General features: G+C 70.4%; 14 protein-coding genes. 6 read left to right on the plus strand and 8 right to left on the minus strand.

Annotation, left to right across the window (positions count from 1 at the left end):
* Positions 1 to 148 precede the first annotated feature (148 nt).
* The 6 genes from LDL49_RS30480 to mtrA form a co-directional block, all read right to left on the minus strand.
* Positions 149 to 847 (minus strand): response regulator, encoded by a 699-nt coding sequence (locus LDL49_RS30480; RefSeq protein ID WP_225295912.1) that lies wholly within the window; start codon positions 845 to 847, stop codon positions 149 to 151.
* A 170-nt stretch (positions 848 to 1,017) separates the two neighbouring features.
* Complete coding sequence (gene hpf, locus LDL49_RS30485) at positions 1,018 to 1,677, minus strand: ribosome hibernation-promoting factor, HPF/YfiA family (RefSeq protein WP_225295914.1); 660 nt, start codon at positions 1,675 to 1,677, stop codon at positions 1,018 to 1,020.
* A 607-nt stretch (positions 1,678 to 2,284) separates the two neighbouring features.
* Entirely contained in the window at positions 2,285 to 3,067 is a 783-nt protein-coding gene (locus tag LDL49_RS30490) for a ComF family protein (RefSeq protein WP_225295916.1), read from the minus strand.
* A gap of 233 nt (positions 3,068 to 3,300) precedes the next feature.
* Positions 3,301 to 5,076 (minus strand): LpqB family beta-propeller domain-containing protein, encoded by a 1,776-nt coding sequence (locus LDL49_RS30495; protein ID WP_225295918.1) that lies wholly within the window; start codon positions 5,074 to 5,076, stop codon positions 3,301 to 3,303.
* Between the two features lie 34 nt (positions 5,077 to 5,110).
* Entirely contained in the window at positions 5,111 to 6,859 is a 1,749-nt protein-coding gene (mtrB, locus tag LDL49_RS30500) for an MtrAB system histidine kinase MtrB (RefSeq protein ID WP_263655684.1), read from the minus strand.
* A gap of 20 nt (positions 6,860 to 6,879) precedes the next feature.
* The gene (mtrA, locus tag LDL49_RS30505; RefSeq protein ID WP_043620615.1) at positions 6,880 to 7,557 is read right to left on the minus strand and encodes an MtrAB system response regulator MtrA; all 678 of its coding nucleotides are present in this window, start codon (positions 7,555 to 7,557) and stop codon (positions 6,880 to 6,882) included.
* A 269-nt stretch (positions 7,558 to 7,826) separates the two neighbouring features.
* On the opposite strand from mtrA, the gene LDL49_RS30510 reads away from it, so the two are divergent.
* Genes LDL49_RS30510 through LDL49_RS30530 form a run of 5 tightly spaced genes read left to right on the plus strand, consistent with a single transcriptional unit; the run spans position 7,827 to position 13,235 of the window.
* On the plus strand, positions 7,827 to 9,056 hold the full coding sequence (locus tag LDL49_RS30510) for a DUF7847 domain-containing protein (protein WP_225295922.1): 1,230 nt from the start codon (positions 7,827 to 7,829) through the stop codon (positions 9,054 to 9,056).
* Positions 9,053 to 9,673, plus strand: coding sequence for a DUF4129 domain-containing protein (locus tag LDL49_RS30515; RefSeq protein ID WP_225295924.1), 621 nt, complete (start codon positions 9,053 to 9,055; stop codon positions 9,671 to 9,673). The genes LDL49_RS30510 and LDL49_RS30515 overlap by 4 nt, the downstream gene beginning before the upstream one ends.
* A 34-nt stretch (positions 9,674 to 9,707) precedes the next feature.
* Positions 9,708 to 10,895 (plus strand): DUF4350 domain-containing protein, encoded by a 1,188-nt coding sequence (locus tag LDL49_RS30520; RefSeq protein WP_225295926.1) that lies wholly within the window; start codon positions 9,708 to 9,710, stop codon positions 10,893 to 10,895.
* Positions 10,885 to 11,862 (plus strand): AAA family ATPase, encoded by a 978-nt coding sequence (locus LDL49_RS30525; RefSeq protein ID WP_225295928.1) that lies wholly within the window; start codon positions 10,885 to 10,887, stop codon positions 11,860 to 11,862. The genes LDL49_RS30520 and LDL49_RS30525 overlap by 11 nt, the downstream gene beginning before the upstream one ends.
* On the plus strand, positions 11,862 to 13,235 hold the full coding sequence (locus tag LDL49_RS30530) for a DUF58 domain-containing protein (RefSeq protein WP_225295930.1): 1,374 nt from the start codon (positions 11,862 to 11,864) through the stop codon (positions 13,233 to 13,235). The genes LDL49_RS30525 and LDL49_RS30530 overlap by 1 nt, the downstream gene beginning before the upstream one ends.
* 37 nt (positions 13,236 to 13,272) lie before the next feature.
* On the opposite strand, the gene LDL49_RS30535 is transcribed toward LDL49_RS30530, so the two are convergent.
* On the minus strand, positions 13,273 to 14,265 hold the full coding sequence (locus tag LDL49_RS30535; protein WP_225295932.1) for a stage II sporulation protein M: 993 nt from the start codon (positions 14,263 to 14,265) through the stop codon (positions 13,273 to 13,275).
* A gap of 51 nt (positions 14,266 to 14,316) precedes the next feature.
* Here LDL49_RS30535 and LDL49_RS30540 point away from each other — a divergent pair, with 51 nt between their 5' ends.
* A complete protein-coding gene (locus tag LDL49_RS30540) occupies positions 14,317 to 15,309 on the plus strand; it encodes an RDD family protein (protein ID WP_225295934.1) in 993 nt (330 codons plus the stop codon).
* Positions 15,310 to 15,318: 9 nt separating this feature from the next.
* Here the strand turns inward: LDL49_RS30540 and LDL49_RS30545 are convergent, their stop codons facing one another.
* The gene (locus LDL49_RS30545; protein WP_225296072.1) at positions 15,319 to 16,650 is read right to left on the minus strand and encodes an LVIVD repeat-containing protein; all 1,332 of its coding nucleotides are present in this window, start codon (positions 16,648 to 16,650) and stop codon (positions 15,319 to 15,321) included.
* Positions 16,651 to 16,725 lie beyond the last annotated feature (75 nt).

Here is a 16,725-nt window from a genome sequence, read left to right on the forward strand (position 1 = left end):
GGGGCAGGCGGTTGGTGGCCACCCGCTCACCACGCTCACCGCGGGCGCAAGCGGTCGGTGCCACCCTGCTCACTCAGACGGTCGCTAACCACCACACCCACCGAGAGGGCGGGCGAGCCGCTGCCGCCGCGCCCGCCCGAGGGCGATGTCAGGTGATCTCCAGCATGCGCTCGCGTACCGCGTAGACCACAGCCTCCATGCGCGAGTGGAGCTGCAGCTTGTCGAGGATGTTGCGGACGTGGTTCTTGACCGTGTTCTCCGAGATGAAGAGCTGCTTGGCGATCTCGCGGTTGTTCATCCCCTTGGCCACCAGGCGCAGCACCTCCATCTCCCGCTCGGTCAGCCGCGGCACGGGGAGTTGGGGTGGGCGTTCGTTCTCCTTCTTGCTCATGTTCGCGAACTCGTTGATGAGTTTGGCGGCCATGGCCGGATTGATGAGCGACTGGCCTTCGTGAACTCCGCGCACGGCGGCGGGGACGTCGTTGATCTGCACGTCCTTGAGCAGATAGCCGGTCGCGCCCGCCTTGATGGCCTCGAAGAGGTCTTCCTCCTCGTCACTGACCGTCAGCATGATGATGCGGGTGCTCGGCACCGAGGCCTTGATACCCTTCGCCGCCTCGATGCCGTCGCGCCGCGGCATGCGTACGTCCATGAGCACCACGTCGGGCATGAGGCGGTCGGCCAGTTCGACCGCCTCATGCCCGTCGCTCGCCTCACCGACCACCTCGATGTCTGGCTCGGCGGCCAGCGCCAGAGCCAGGCTCCGCCTGATCAACTCGTGATCGTCCACGATCAGGACGCGGATCGGCTCGCCTCCTGACGGGCGCGCCTCGCCGGACTCCGTCACCAGGCCTCCTCGATCAGCCTGGAGACCGCCATCTCCGCGCTTCGCTCGCTCATGACCTGACTGAGCTCGCTCACGTCTCCTCCTCGTCGGGGGGCCAGAGCCGTTGGACCGCCAATGATGGCATGTCTTACGCGGTCCTAGGGTGGTCGAGAAGATCTTTTAGCGCTGCGTCACGGCTCTACGAGCCGAAGTACGCCATAGTTGTAGCCGCGCCGGTTATAAACGACACACGGCTGGCCACTCTCCTTGTCACGGAACAGATAGAAGTCGTGGCCGACCAGCTCCATCTCGAGGAGGGCCTGGTCGATGGTCATGGGTTCCGCTTTGTGGTGCTTCTCTCGTACGATGAGCGGCCCGTCACCGTCCATCTCGATGGGGACGATGTCGTCATACTGCTTGTCGTCGGGGAGCTCTTCTTCTTCGTCGAACTCCGGCACGACCTCGGCCTTGCGCGGTGGCGCCAGGTCGGCGACGTCGGGAAGCGTCGCGGTGATCTCCGCCACGGAGGGCGGGCAGTGGTTACCGTGGTGCACCTTGCGCCGGTCGGACAGGCGCCTGAGGCGGCCTTCCAGTTTGTCCAGCGCCATGTCCAGGGCGGCGAATCGATCGTCGGCGGAAGCCTCCGCGCGAATGGCGGGTCCTCGAGAGTGAATGGTCAGCTCGACGCGCTCTCGCTGGCTGGCGATGCGCGGATTGCGCTCCTTCGACACCTCCACGTCAACTCGAATCAGCTTGTTGTCCAGACGCTCGATCCTGGCCAGCTTGGTCTCCACCTGGTCTCGGAACCGATCACTCACTCCTGTGTGCCGGCCCTTGACGATGATGTCCATGCAACAGCCCCCCTTCGTCTAACGACTGAGAAAGAGCGCCCGACGACGTGCTTGCCGGGCGGGGTCTTCCGTCTGCCTCTCTGCTGTCACCGTTACCCTCTTCCGACGTTCCGTCACCGGGTTCTCGGGTGGCACCCGTCCGGCCGACCTGGTCTTCGACCCCACATCCGCCTGCTGAGGATTTCGCGGCTCTGATGCCACTACTGCCCTTCTCTCCTGGCGGGGGACATCTGGACCCCCGGGAAGGCAGGACTTACCCCTAAGCCGCACCGTGATCGGTCGACAAAGAGTCGCCTTACGTGGACCGTTTTGCCTGCGGCTGGCATCGGCTAGCAGAGCCGGGACTCCCGGCCCTGCGCAACCACGGACCCGAACGGGTGCCATGTCAGAACGCTATCCGCATCGGAGACGAATGTCAGCCTAGGGATCGGTCAAACGATCACTTTCTGTGATTTTTCTCCGATGTGACGCGCGTGACGGATGCCCCTTTTTGCGTACGCCCGGCCACATATCCCCTCCCTCGCGGAGGGCTGAGCTGCCCCGCCGCTGCCCAGTGGGTAGGCACATGTGACGTCCGGGTGAGAGCGGAAAAATGATCTCTCTTTACTCAGTGTGACCGTAATGGATTGCAAGATCTTCGGCGTGTCGCGGCGACGGTCACGGCCAGCAGGACGTCGACGCCGTGCACCCGGAGTGTCCTGGCGGCTTCGGCCAGTGTGGAGCCCGTGGTCACGATGTCGTCCACGAGCAGCACAGAGGCCGCTGTGCGGGCCTTCGCGGCCGGGGTGACCCGAAGGGAGGCGGCGAGGTTGGCGGCCCGCTGCGTGGCGCTCAGCCCCGCCTGGTCGCCAACCTGACGCGCCTGTCCGAGCGCGGGCCACAGCTCCGCGCGATGACCGAACGCCGTCAGCTGTCGTACGGTCAGCGCGGCCAGCCTGCCGACCGGGTCGTGCCCCCTCGACCGGAGAGCTCGGGGGGCGCTGGGCACGGGGACAACGGCCAAGACCATGGGCGTCGGCACGGATGTGGGCACGGGTGGGGTGGGCCGGTAGGCCAGAGCGTGGTCGGCGGTGAATGCCGGGGCGTGGCAGGCGGTCAAGGCCAGGGCGTGGCAGGCGGTGAAGGCCAGGGCCGTCGCCAGGGGACGGGCCAGCGCGGTCTGGCCACGCTCCTTGTAGGCGACGATCGCCTCACGCACGGCCCCCGTGTAGTCGGCGGCCGACCAGCACTCGGGGAGGCCGGCGGGGATGGGTCTCGGCATGCGGCGGGCCGGGAGCGGGGCCAGACAGGTGTCGCACAGGCGCGGGCCCCTGGTGCCGCAGCCCAGGCAGCGCTGCGGAAGGGCCAGGTCAGCGAGGTCGGCGAGAGCGGCGAACACGAGGACCAGCATGCCCGCCGCCCCCGACAGTTTCGGCCCAGGAACACCCTCCGCACGGACAGCCGGTCACCGCCCAGCCGGCCCAAGGGCAAACGTCCGGTCGGCCCAGGAACGGTCCTCGCGCAGGCGGCGGGTCGCCGTCCAGCCGGCGCCCCGGCACGGCCCAGATCGCCGACCCGGCCGACCCTGAGGAAGCACCCGGCCGACCGGGCTCAGCGCCCGGCCGACCCTAGGGAAGCGCCGGGTCAGCCCAGGGGGAAGAGCGGAGTGTCGGCGTCTGTGGCCATCTTGGAGGTCCAGTTCTGCTTGTCCAGGTTGGACTCCAGGATCTCGTTCTTCTTCTTGGTCCCCGCCAGGATCCGCTCACCCTGCGCGGCCAGCGTCCGCAGTCGCGTGTCCGACGGCAGCTTGGTGACCGTGCCGTCGCCCACGTTGATCTCCTTGACCACCGCTCCGGCAGGGCTCTGCGACAGCACCACCAGGTGCTCGCCGTCGCGCCAGGCCAGGTCCCGGATCTCCTCGTCGTCGACCGTACTCAATGTCTGGAAATTTCCGAGCATGACGGCGGCGCCGCTTCCCGTGATGGCGCCGACGCGGATCTCGTGCTTGCCGATCGTGACCGCCACCCGCACGCCGTCCCGGGCGATCCGCAGCCGCGTGACGTCGAACCCGTCGAGGCTGGGCGCGGCGATGCGTTCAGGCCCGCGCCCGGCGCCCGGATTGCACCGCAGCACCGCGCCGTTACGGCGGTCGTACGTCCATAGGGTGCCATCCCGATGCCAGGAAGGCGGCGTGAGATCGGCGTTCGCCCCCTGGATCCACTGCTGCCAGCGGCCGTCCGCCGCGGCTCTGGTCACCCAGATGCCGCCCGCGGTCGACTTGGCGGCGATGAGGTCGGCGCCCTGGCCGACGGAGAAGCCGCCGACCGCCACGGCGAAGCCGGAGTACAGGTTGTTCGCCTGACCGGCGGGTCCGGCCACGGGCCGGCCGGGGCCCTCGGTGGCCATCGCGTAGACGGCGCCCTTGCTGGTGTAGTAGGCGGCGTTCGAGGAGGTGCCCAGCCAGGGGTCGCTGATGTTGGGCGGGATGGTCAGCGTGTCCGAGGAGTAGAACGGCTCGCCGTCCAGCTGCACCTCGATGTAGCGGCCGTTGGCCACGTTGTTGCTGGTCAGGCTCCATCTGAGCTGGGCCTGCAGTCCCCTGGTGAAGATGTCGCCCGAGTCGATGGGGCCGCTGAGGTTGATAATCACGCGGTCGTCCCCGGCGCGTACGGACTCGACCCGCGTGCCGTGCGGGAAGACGTTCTCCACGGCGCCCTGCAGCGCTTTGCTCGGGCCCTTGAGCAGGCGTTCGATGATCGTCTTGGCGAAGCTCTCGGTGGGCTTGAGCCGCAGCCGGACCCGGTCGACGACGAGCATGTCCGAGTTGGCGCCCCCGCTGCCGGGCGTGCCGTTCAGGTAGTAGAGGTTGGTCGGCCGGTACGCGCGGGTGACGTCCGCCTCGGTGAGCAGGAGGCCGCCGACCAGCGACTTGACCCGATAGTCGCCCTGCTGGTCCTTGACCAGCGTGAACTTCCTGTCGACCCCCACGGAGGTGGGCACGTAGGTGTCGTCGTTCTCGATGCGGGCGACCTGGGTGCCGGAGAGGGCGACGGTGATCTCCTTGTCACCGATCTTCCCCTCCACGTCGTACTTCACCAGGTTGTCGAGGACCGTCACCGGACCGCCCGGCTTCCACGCCTGCCGGGCCTCGGGCGTCAGATACTGCGCCAGGATCTCCGGATCGTCGGCGTAAGCGGCCATGGCGGCCTGCAGGCCCGTCACCACCTGCTCCGGCGACCAGCCGGCCTGCGGCGGGATGGCGACCATGCGCTGGAACGGCTTGCTCATCGGGTCACCGCCACCGGCCTCGCCGACCGGGAACGGGCCGCCCACGGGGATCACCGCGCAGGCCGAGCTCCAGACGAGAGCCGCGAGGACGGCGACGACAGCGCCGAGCCGCCTGATCCGCCGCCGGATCACGGGACCAGCCGTCGTCGAAGCCGGGACCGAAGCACTAGTCCTCGTCATAGCCGGCCCCGTCCGCCGAGGCCGGCAGCAGCACCGGCGTCATCTGCCCGCGCCACGTGCGCCGCATCTCGATCTCCGGCGGCACCAGCGACAGCGGCGACCCCTTCAGGTCGGTCCCGGCCACCCGGGGCAGCGTCAGCCGGAACTGCGAGCCCTCCCCCTGCTGCCCCCACGCCTGCAGCCAGCCGCCGTGCAGGGAGGCGTCCTCGCGCGAGATGGCCAGGCCCAGCCCGGTGCCGCCGATGGTGCGCGCCCGTGACGGGTCGGCGCGCCAGAACCGGTCGAACACCATCGTGTCCTCGCCCGCCTTCAGGCCGATCCCGTGATCTCGTACGGCGACCGCCACCGCGTCCCGGTCGGCGCCCACCGTCACCACGACGTCCCTGCCCTCGCCGTGCTCGATGGCGTTGAACAGCAGGTTGCGCAGGATGCGCTCGACCCGCCGGTTGTCGATCTCCGCCATGCACGGCTCGTTGGGCAACCGCAGCTCGAAGCGGGTGGAGTGCCGCTCGGCCAGCGCCTCGGAGTCGCCGATCGCGCGCAGCACCACGTCACGCACGTCGACCGGGTCGAGGTCGAGCGTGGCGGCGCCCGCGTCGTAGCGGCTGATCTCCAGCAGGTCGGCCAGCATCGACTCGAACCGCTCCAGCTGGGCCTGCATGAGCTCGGCCGAGCGGGCGGCCATCGGGTCGAAGTCCTCGCGGGCGTCGTAGAGCAGGTCGGCGGCCATCCGCACGGTGGTCAGCGGGGTACGCAGCTCGTGGGAGACGTCGGACACGAACTGCCGCTGGACCTGGGACAGCTCCTCCAACTGGTGGATCTTCAGTGCCAGGTTGACGGCCATCTCGTTGAACGAGGTGGCCAGGCGGGCCAGGTCGTCCTCACCGCGTACCTTGAGCCGCTCGTCGAGCTTGCCCGCCGCCAGGCGCTCGGCCGCCTCGCGGGCCAGCCGGACCGGGCTGACCACCTGCCGGGCGACGAGGTAGGCGATGGCGGCCAGCAGCACCACGAGGCCCAGGCCCACCACGGCGATGGCGAGCCGGACGTTGGACAGCATCCGCTCTTCCTCGCTGATCGGGAAGAAGTGGTAGACCTCGTAGTTCTGGCCGTCGAGGAGGTTGACCACGCCGCCGATGACCAGCGTGGGCGTGGGCTGGCTCTCACCGGTGAACGTGATGGGCGCGGTGAAGCGATACGGCTTGTCGAATTCGTACTTCCGCTCGTCGCGCCGCAAGGCCTGCTGCAGCGCCTGCGGCACGTCCTCCGGCGTGACCTTGCCCGAGGCGCGCGACCTGCCGGGGTTGGAGGTGTTGAGCACCAGCACCTCGTAGCGCTTCTTGGAGCCGTTCTCGCCCGAGCCGGTGATCGTGTCCATCACGTCGTCGAGCGGGTCGGCGGGCGCGTTACCGCTCGCGTCGGAGGTCGACTTGGCCTGGTCGTCGGGCTTCTGGCTGAGCGCGTCGGCGATCTGCACGCGGTCGGCGAGCGCCTCGGTGGCCGAGGACTGCTGGCGGCTCTCGATGACCGACCTGTTGATCTGGTCGGACAGGAAGACACCGAGCACGACCACGACGGTCACCGAGATCACCAGGGTGCTGGTGACCACCTGGAGCTGGAGCGAGCGCCGCCATACGCTCCGTGCCCTGCCCGCCGCACGCCGCGTCCGCCGCCGGACCCCGCCGAGAATCTGGCGGAGAGTACGGCGACGGAGTCGTTTCTTGCTGGTCGGGGGCATGGCAGAGTTGGGCGCGCCGGTCAGGCCGGCCCGGCTTTGTAGCCCACGCCGCGGACCGTGACCACGATCTCGGGGTGCTCGGGGTCCTTCTCGATCTTCGCCCGGAGCCGCTGAACGTGCACGTTGACCAGGCGCGTGTCGGCCGCGTGCCGGTAGCCCCAGACCTGCTCCAGCAGGACCTCACGGGTGAAGACCTGGCGCGGCTTGCGGGCCAGCGCGACGAGCAGGTCGAACTCCAGCGGCGTCAGGTTGATGGTCTCCTCGCCACGCTTGACCGAGTGGCCGGCCACGTCGATGGTGATGTCGCCGATCTGCAGGATCTCCGGGGTGGGCTCATCGGTGCGGCGCAGCCGCGCCCGCACCCTGGCCACGAGCTCCTTCGGCTTGAACGGCTTGACGATGTAGTCGTCGGCCCCCGACTCCAGACCGAGCACGACGTCGATCGTGTCGCTCTTGGCGGTGAGCATGACGATGGGCACCCCCGACTCCGCCCTGATCCTGCGCGCCACGTCGATGCCGTCGGCCCCCGGCAGCATCAGGTCGAGCAACACCAGGTCCGGGCGCGTGTCCCGGAAAGCGTCGAGGGCTTTGTCCCCGTCTGAGACAAAGGATGGCTCGAAGCCTTCGCCGCGCAACACGATGCCCAGCATCTCGGCGAGAGCGGCGTCGTCATCGACGACCAGCACGCGACCTTTCATGGCCCCTCATTCGTTCTACGCATTCTGGGACATACCCGCACGATCGCTGAAGGTTACCCTTAGTTGGCCCATGCATGGGACATGAGACCCGCAAAAGACGAGTTTTAGACTTGCATCCGCGACCGCAATCTCAGTCTGCGGTAACGGAACGACTTTCGGCCATCCTTCGATGAGATCCTTGAGCCGGAACGCCCTGGAATGCGGGCAAGTTGCGCCGGCGAATCGTACGCACGACACCAATGCCCCGCCCACCATGCCAGGATTGGGATATGTCAGACGGTCACGGTCCCTCGCCCGAGACGCCACCAGGCTGGGCTCCAGAACAGCCCCCTCCCTACGGCGCCCCGCAGACCTCGCCGTGGACCGCCCCCGGCTTCGAGCACCAGCAGCCGCAACAGCCGCCACCCAGCTCCGGTCCGCAACCGCCCTATCAGCAGCCGCCGCCCGGCTACGGCTACATGCCGCACCCGCCCGCACTGCGCCCGGGGATCATACCGCTACGGCCGCTGGGGCTGGGCGACATCCTCGACGGGACGATCAAACTGATCCGGTCGAACCCCAAGGCCGTGCTGGGCCTCTCGGCGGTCGCCGCCCTGCTCGGGGCCGTCCCGATCGCGATCGGGCAGGTGTTCGCCTTCGACTCCATGCGCGGGATGCTGAACGATCCGGCATCGGCGGAGCCGGCGGACGTGAGCGGCCTGTACGGCGGGTTCATCGCCCAGTACGGCGGCGCGATCGTCTCCTACGCCGTCAGCTTCGTCGTGGTGACCCTGCTGACCGGCGTGCTGATGCGGATACTCGGCCGCGCCGTGTTCGGCGGCAAGATCACCGCCGGCGAGGCGTGGCAGCTGACCAAGAGCCGCGTCCCGGCGCTGTTCGGCGTGGTGGGGCTGATGGCCGTCATCATGCTGGTCCCGCTGGCCGTCATCGCGCTGATCATCGTCGCGGTCATCGCGGCCGGCGTGGGCGACGACTCACCCGCCGCTGCGGGCGGCGTGCTCGTGATCACCGGGCTGCTGCTCATCCTGTACCTCTGCTACGTGCTGTACTTCCGCACCCGCTTCGCGCTCGCGGCGCCGGCCGTGGTGCTGGAGGGAAGGGGCCCCATCGACGCCCTGCGGCGCTCCTGGAACCTCGTCTCCGGCGACTTCTGGCGGGTGCTCGGCATCCTGCTGCTCACCTCGCTGCTGGTCGGGCTCGTCGCGGGCATCCTGGAGGTGCCCTTCACCATCGCCGGGACCCTCTTCGGCCTGCTCGGCGAGTCGGCGGGCGCCACCGTGCTGTCCACGGTGCTGATCACCATCGGCGGCACGCTCGGCGCGATGATCACCTATCCCTTCGAGGCGGGCGTCTCGGGCCTCCTCTACGCTGACCGGCGGATGCGCAGTGAGGCGTTCGACCTGGTGCTGCAGACTGCGGCGATCGAGCAGCAGCGCCAGGGCTGGGTGCACGCCTCGGCCGACGAGCTCTGGCACCCGTCCAACTCCGCCAGGCCGTGACGCCGATCGACAGGGGGGAGGCCGCGCGCAGGGCCGCGGACGAGCTCCTCAAGCCCGGTTACGAGAAGGAATCACTGCTGGACCAGGCGTACCGGCGCTTCACGCAGTTCGTCGGCGATCTCATGGACGCGGCCACGGGCGGCGGCACGACCGGCGGCATCATCTCCGCCGTCGTGATCTCACTGATCATCGGCGGGGTGATCGCGCTGGTCGTGTGGCGGCTCCGCAAGACCTCGCGCGCGAATGCGACGGCGGCGGACGGCCTGTTCGGCGAGCGGAGGATGACCGCCGCCGAGCACCGCCAGGCGGCCGAACGGCTGGCCGCCCAGGGCAGCTGGACCGAGGCGATCCAGGAGCGGCTGCGCGCCATCGCCCGCGACCTGGAGGAGCGGGCCCTGGTCGACGGGCTGCCCGGACGCACGGCCGACGAACTGGCCGCCGAGGCGGGCCAGGCGCTGCCCGGGTTCGCCGCGGAACTGACGGCCGCCGCCCGCTCGTTCGACGACGTGACCTACGGCGACGTGCCGGGCACCCGGGAGGCCTACACCGCTATGAGCGAGCTCGACGAGCGGCTCCGCCAGGCCAGGCCGGTCCCGCTGGCCGGGAGAACCCCATGAGCGCCAGGCCGGTCCCGTCGGCGGGGGACACCCCATGAGCCTCGACATGCGCCCCCAGGAGACAGGGGAGTCCTACTCCACCGCCCCGACCGTGCGCTCGACCTGGCGGGCGAGCCGGATGATCGTCCTGCTCGGCGCGCTCATCGTGCTCGCCGCGGTCCTGAGCGTGCTGCTCAAACCGGACTCACGCCCGGCCCGCCATCTGGATCCCGCCGACTCCTCGCTGTCGGGCTCGATGGCGCTGGCCGAACTGCTGCGCGACCGCGGTGTCACCGTCGACCGGGTCGACTCATCGGGGGCGGCCGCCGCGAAGGCGAACGGCGCCGCGCCGGGCGACCGGCTGCTGCTGATCACCGACGCCTCCTACGCCGAGACGCGCGAGCTGGCCGCGATCCAGGGCGACCGGGTGATCATCGACAACGTCTTCGCGCTCGACGAGCTGGCCCCCGGCGTACGACCGGTGAAGGGCGGCGCCCGCGAGCGCTCCCGCGAGCCGGAGTGCTCACTGCCCGGTGCCAGGGCCGCGGGCAGCGCGTTCATCGGCGGCACCGCGTTCACCGGACCGTCGGGCGCCATCGGCTGCTACCCGGCGGGCGACGGATCGACGCTGGTCAGCTACCCCAACGCGGGCGGCACCACCACGGTCCTGGGCAGCGGCGAGTTCATGACCAACCAGCGCCTGGCCGAGGACGGCAACGCCGCGCTCGCCCTCAACCTGCTGGGCTCGGCCAAGGCCGTGACCTGGCTGGTGGCGCCGGAGACGCCGCCGGTGGGCCAGTTGCCGGGCGAGGCCGGTCAGTCCATCTACGAACTGATGCCCGCGGGCATCCCCTGGGCCGTGCTGATGTCGGTCATCACGGTGCTGCTGGTGGCGTTCTGGCGGGGCCGGCGGCTGGGCCCGGTCGTGACCGAGCGGCTGCCCGTCGTCGTGCGGGCCGCGGAGACGGTCGAGGGGCGCGGGCGGCTCTACCGGGCCCGGCGGGCCAGGGGCAGGGCGGCCGACTCGCTCAGGGCCGGCACGATCGACCGGCTCACGCCCCGGCTCGGCCTCGGCTCCGGCTCGGGCCGGCACGAGCTGGTGGCCGCCATCGCCGCACGGACCGGCCAGGACCCGCAGGAGATCGGCGCCGCGTTGTACGGGCCGCCCCCCGCCGACGACGCCGGGCTCGTCGGCCTGGCACGCTACTTGGACGTCATCGAGAGGACCGTCAGTGAACATTGAGGAGACCGCCCACGTGCCCGGCGGTGACGCGGCCAGGGACGCGCTCAGCGCGCTGCGCGCCGAGGTGTCCAAGGCCGTGGTGGGCCAGGACGCCGTGGTGACCGGGCTGGTCATCGCGCTGCTGTGCAGGGGGCACGTGCTGCTCGAAGGCGTGCCGGGCGTGGCCAAGACGCTCATGGTCCGCACGCTGTCCGCCGCGCTCTCGCTGGACTTCAAGCGGGTGCAGTTCACGCCCGACCTGATGCCGGGCGACGTGACCGGCTCGCTGATCTACGACGCGAAGACGGCGCGGTTCGAGTTCCGCGAGGGGCCGGTGTTCACCAACCTGCTGCTGGCCGACGAGATCAACCGGACCCCGCCGAAGACCCAGGCCGCGCTGCTGGAGGCGATGGAGGAGCGGCAGGTCAGCGTGGAGGGCGACGCCCGCAAGCTGCCCGACCCGTTCGTGGTCTGCGCGACACAGAACCCGATCGAGTACGAGGGCACCTACCAGCTGCCGGAGGCCCAGCTCGACCGGTTCCAGCTCAAGCTGACCGTGCCGCTGCCGCCGCGCGACCAGGAGATCATGGTCCTCGAACGGCACGCGCGCGGCTTCGACCCGCGCGACCTGTCCGAGATCAAGCCCGTCGCCACCGCCCAGGACCTCGAAGCGGGCCGCCAGGCGGTGTCGAAGGTGCACGTGGGGCCCGAGGTGCTCGGCTACATCGTGGACGTGGCCAGGGCCACCAGGAACTCCCCGTCGCTCCAGCTCGGCGTCTCGCCGCGTGGCGCGACCGCGCTCCTGGCCGCCTCGCGGGCCTGGGCGTGGCTGTCGGGCCGCGCCTACGTCACGCCCGACGACGTCAAGGCGCTGGCCAGGCCCGCGCTGCGGCACCGGATCCAGTTGCGGCCCGAGGCCGAGCTGGAGGGCGCGACCTCCGACGGCCTGCTCGACGGCATCCTGGCCTCGGTTCCGGTCCCGCGCTGATGGCTCTGACGGGACGCGCCGGGCTGGTCGCGGCGATCGGCATCGTGGTCGTGCTGCTGGCGCCCGATCCGGGACCCGCGGTCGCGGGCGTCTGCCTGCTGCTGGCCGCCGCGATCATCGTGGACCTGGTGTTCGCGGGCGCGGTCCGCCCGCTCCGCTTCCACCGCTCCGGCGACCGGCTGGTCCGGCTCGGCGGCCAGGCGACGGTCGAGCTGGTGGTGGAGAACCCGGGCGGCAGACGCGTACGCGGTCTGCTGCGCGACGCCTGGCCGCCCTCCGCGGGCGCCTCACCGCGCTCCCAGCGGCTCGACGTGCCCGCCGGAGAGCGCCGCAAGCTCGTCGTGACGCTCACCCCGACCAGGCGCGGCGACCGCGAGTCCGTGGCGCTCACCGTGCGCTCGCTCGGACCGCTCGGCCTGGCCGCCCGTCAGGGCACCCACCGGGCGCCGTGGTCGGTGCGCGTGCTGCCGCCGTTCCTGTCGCGCAAGCACCTGCCCTCCCGGCTGGCCAGGCTCCGCGAGCTCGATGGCCAGCACCCGGCCCTGGTGCGCGGGCAGGGCACCGAGTTCGACTCGCTGCGCGAGTACGTGGTGGGCGACGACGTGCGCTCGATCGACTGGCGGGCCACCGCGCGCCGCCACGACGTGGTCGTGCGCACCTGGCGTCCGGAACGCGACCGGCGGGTGCTGATCGTGCTCGACACCGGCCGCACCTCCGCGGGCCGGGTGGGCGACGCCCCGACGCCGCTGGCCGGCGCGCAGGCGGGCGCCGGGGGGCTGCTGGTCCGGCCGGATCCCCGGCCGGTGCCGGGCTGGCCACGGCTCGACTGGTCGATGGACGCCGCCCTGCTGCTGGCCGCGCTCGCCGCCAGGGCGGGCGACCAGGTGGACTTCCTCGCCTACGACCGGGCCGTACGCGCCTGGGTGGCCGGAGCCTCGCGCACCGAGCTGCTGTCGTCGCTGGTCAACGCGATGGCGCCGATCGAGGCGGAGCTGATCGAGGCCGACTCGCAGGGTATGGTCGCGGCGGTCCTGTCCCGGGCCAAACGGCGCTGCCTGGTCGTGCTGCTCACCGACCTCAACTCGGCCGCGCTCGAAGAGGGGCTGATGCCGGTGCTGCCGCAGCTGTCCGCGCGCCACCTGGTGCTGGTCGCGGGCGTCTCCGATCCGCGCGTGGCGGCCATGGCGGCCGGCAAGGACACGGCCGAGCAGGTGTACGACGCGGCGGCGGCCGAGCACACGCAGCTGGGGCGGCGGCGCATCACCGCCCGGCTGCGCCGCCACGGCGTCGAGGTGGTGGACGCGCCCCCGGAGGACATCGCCCCGGCCCTGGCGGACGCGTACCTGGCGCTGAAGGCCGCCGGCCGCCTGTAGGCGGCTTTCAGGCTTTCAGGCGGCCTGTAGGCGGGGGTCAGGCGCTGGGGGCCACGTCAGGGGCGCGTTCGAGGTCGCCGGTCTCGTTCTGGCGCAGCGCCCGCCTGCCGAAGACGATCACGTACGCGAGGAAGGCCCCTTCGGCGAGCACCCCGATGCCCACCCGCACCGGGGTCGGCAGCCCGGACGGCGTGACGAACGCCTCGATGAGCCCCGACACGAACAGCACCCCGACCAGCCCGAGCGCCACGCTGACCACCGCCCGGCCCTGCTCCGCCAGCGCCTCGACCCGCTTGCGCGGCCCGGGGTCGATGACCGTCCAGCCCAGCCGCATGCCTACGGCCGCCGCCAGGAAGACCGCGGTCAGCTCCAGCAGGCCGTGCGGGGTGATCAGCCCGAAGAAGATGTCCAGCTTGCCACGGGAGGCCATCAGTCCGGCGGAGACGCCGAGGTTGGCGGCGTTCGACCAGAGCAGCAGGGGAATCGGCAGGCCCAGGAGGATCGCGTAGATGATGACCTGCGCCGAGACCCACGCGTTGTTGATCCACACGTGTCCGGCGAAGGAGGCCGCCGGGTTCTCCGAGTAGTAGTCGGCGAAGTCGTGCTCGACGAGCTGGGTGATCTCGTCCGGCGAGGCGATCGAGGTCTGCACCTGGGGATTGCTCGCCACCCACGCGCCGAGCACCCACGAGACGGCGATGAACGCCAGCGACGTGGCCAGCCACCACCACCGCGCCCGGTAGGCCACCACCGGGAACGACACGGTGACGAACCTGACGAACTCCCGCCAGGCGGGCGTGTGCGCGCCCGTCACCGCCGACCGCGCCCTGGCCACCAGCGCGGACAGGCGGCCGGTCAGCATCGCGTCCGCGGAGGACGAGCGGACGATCGACAGATGCGTGGACACCCGCTGGTAGAGGTCGACCAGCTCGTCGACCTCGGGGCCGGTCAGGGAGGAGCGGTGTTTGACCAGGTGCTCCAATCTGTCCCATACCGGGCGGTGTGCGGTGACGAACGCATCGATGTCCACCCGACCATTGTGGCCGGTCATCCATCGGGTCAATGCCGTTAGGCTCCACGTATGTCAGAGGTTGTGACCGGTGACGCCGTCGTCGTCGAGGTACGGGTGGCCCAGATGCCGTCCCGCGCCTTGGCGCTCATCATCGACATGGCGGTCCAGATGACCGTCCTGATCGCCACGTACGTGGCATTGGAAGCGTTCTTCCTGGTCACCGACACGGCGCTGTTCGCGGCCGTGTCGATCGTGCTGCTCGTGCTGGTGATCGTGGGCTACCCGGTCATCTTCGAGACGGCCAGCAGGGGGCGGAGCCTGGGCAAGCTGGCGCTCGGGTTGCGGGTGGTCAGCGACGACGGGAGCCCCGAACGGTTCAGGCAGGCGCTGTTCCGCGGGCTGGCCGGGCTGGTGGAGTTCTGGATGTTCTCCGGGGCGCCGGCGTTGATCTCCTCATTGGTCTCCCAGCGGGGCAAGCGGCTGGGCGACATCTTCGCGGGCACGATCGTGATCTCGGAGCGCGGGCCGCGGTCCGACGGGCACCTCATCATGATGCCGCCGCCGCTGGCCGCCTGGGCCGCGACGCTGGAGCTCTCCCAGTTGCCCGAGGAGGTGGCGACGGCCGCCCGGCAGTACGTCTCCCGCTGGCACGACCTGTCGCCGCAGATCCAGCACGAGGTGGGGATGCGCATCGCGGCTCAGGTGGCGGCGTTCGTCTCGCCCGCCGCGCCCTCCGGCGTGCCGCCGCACGCCTACCTGAGCGCCGTCCTGGCCGAGCGCCGCAGGCGCGACCAGGTACGGCTGGCCCAGCGCAACGGCATGGCGCCCCCGGTCCCACCTGGCGCCTTCGCCCCACCTGGAGCCTTTCCGCAACCGGGGGCGTACCAGGCGGCGCCTCAGCCGGGATACCAGGCGCCCTATCGGCCGGCGACGCCGCCCGCCCAGCCCTACCAGCCGTATCAGCCTCATCCGCAGGCCGGACAGCCTTACCAGCCGCAGGCGCCGAGCGTGCCGGAGTCGCCGCCGCAGGCGACTCCGGGTGGGTTCGCGCCGCCCCAGTAAGCGGGCGGGTCAGTAGGCGTACTGGGTCTGGGTGTTGAGGACCTTCAGCCGCTTCGCGGCGGCCGGGTCGGTCCGCTGGTCGGTGATGGTCAGCACGTCCAGGCCCTTCTGGATGTCGCTGCTGTAGATGTGGCCGTTGTAGTAGTAGGCCGACCAGGAGCCGCCGAGGTTCGCGGGCTTGAGCGGGCCGCGGTCGAAGTAGCCGATCTCCGCGGGCGCCGACGAGTCGGTGAAGTCCCAGATCGACACGCCGCCCTGGTACCACGCCTGGACCATGATGTCGCGGCCCGCGACCGGGATCAGCGAGCCGTTGTGCGCCACGCAGTTCTCGTCACCGGTCTGGTTGCGCGGGATCTTGTAGTAGCTCTTGAACGCGAGCTGGCCGTCGGTGATGTCATAGACCGCGTCCGCGCCCCGCTGGGGACCGGTCGCCTCGTTGCAGGCGGCCATGACGCCTCCGCCCAGCTCATCGGTGAAGACGACCTTGGTGCCGGTGTTGTTGAACGTCGCCGAGTGCCAGAACGCGAAGTTCTCGTCGGTGACCCTGGCCGTGACCTTGGGGTGCTCCCTGTCGGAGATGTCCATGAGCACGCCGTCGCCCATGCAGGCGCCCGCGGCCAGGTCCTTCGCCGGGAACACGGTGATGTCGTGACAACCGGTGGTGGGGGCGAGCAGGTCCGCCTGCTTCTCGTTGCCGCCGTCGGGGAAGAGCACCGGGCGCGCGACGACCTTGGCGGAGGTGGGCTTGCCGAGCGGCACCTTGACGATCGAGATCCGGTCGTGCGGCGGCTTGCAGTCGGGGTACGACTTGGCGGGCCCGTACGACGAGACGTACAGGTAGACGGCCGTGCTCTTCTTGCCCGGCCGCGTCTTGTCAGGCACGAGCGTGTGCGTGTGCGAGCCGCAGGCGGTCTCGATGGACTTGATGTACTTGGGCCGCTTCTTGTCGCTGATGTCGAAGATCCGGATGCCCTCCCACGCCGACTTCACGCTGGGCGTCTCGGCGTCGGCCTTGCAGGAGTCACTGGTCAGCGACTCGTCCACCGACAGGAAGAGCAGGTCGCCCTGGACCGAGACGTCGTTCTGGGCGGCGGGGCAGGTGACGCGGCTGACGACCGTCGGCTTGGCCGGGTTCTTGATGTCGTAGATCGTGAAACCGTGGTAGTTGCCCTGGAAGGCATAGTCACCCTGGAAGGCCAGGTCGGTGTCGTAGGCTTCCCCGTCCTTGAACGGCCCCTGTTTCGGGACGTTGGCGACGAGCTTGACGTTGGCGCTGGCTTTGACGTCGTCCGACGCGTTGGCCGGTAGCACCGGCAGCACCAGCAACGCCGCTCCCGCCATAATCAAGGCGCGGCCGAATCTGGACACCACGAAGGACCTCCTGAGGTGAGTTGTCACTAGCCGCATCACTATGAC

It is taken from the genome of Nonomuraea aurantiaca (assembly GCF_020215705.1).
In the GTDB taxonomy this organism is placed as follows: domain Bacteria; phylum Actinomycetota; class Actinomycetes; order Streptosporangiales; family Streptosporangiaceae; genus Nonomuraea; species Nonomuraea aurantiaca.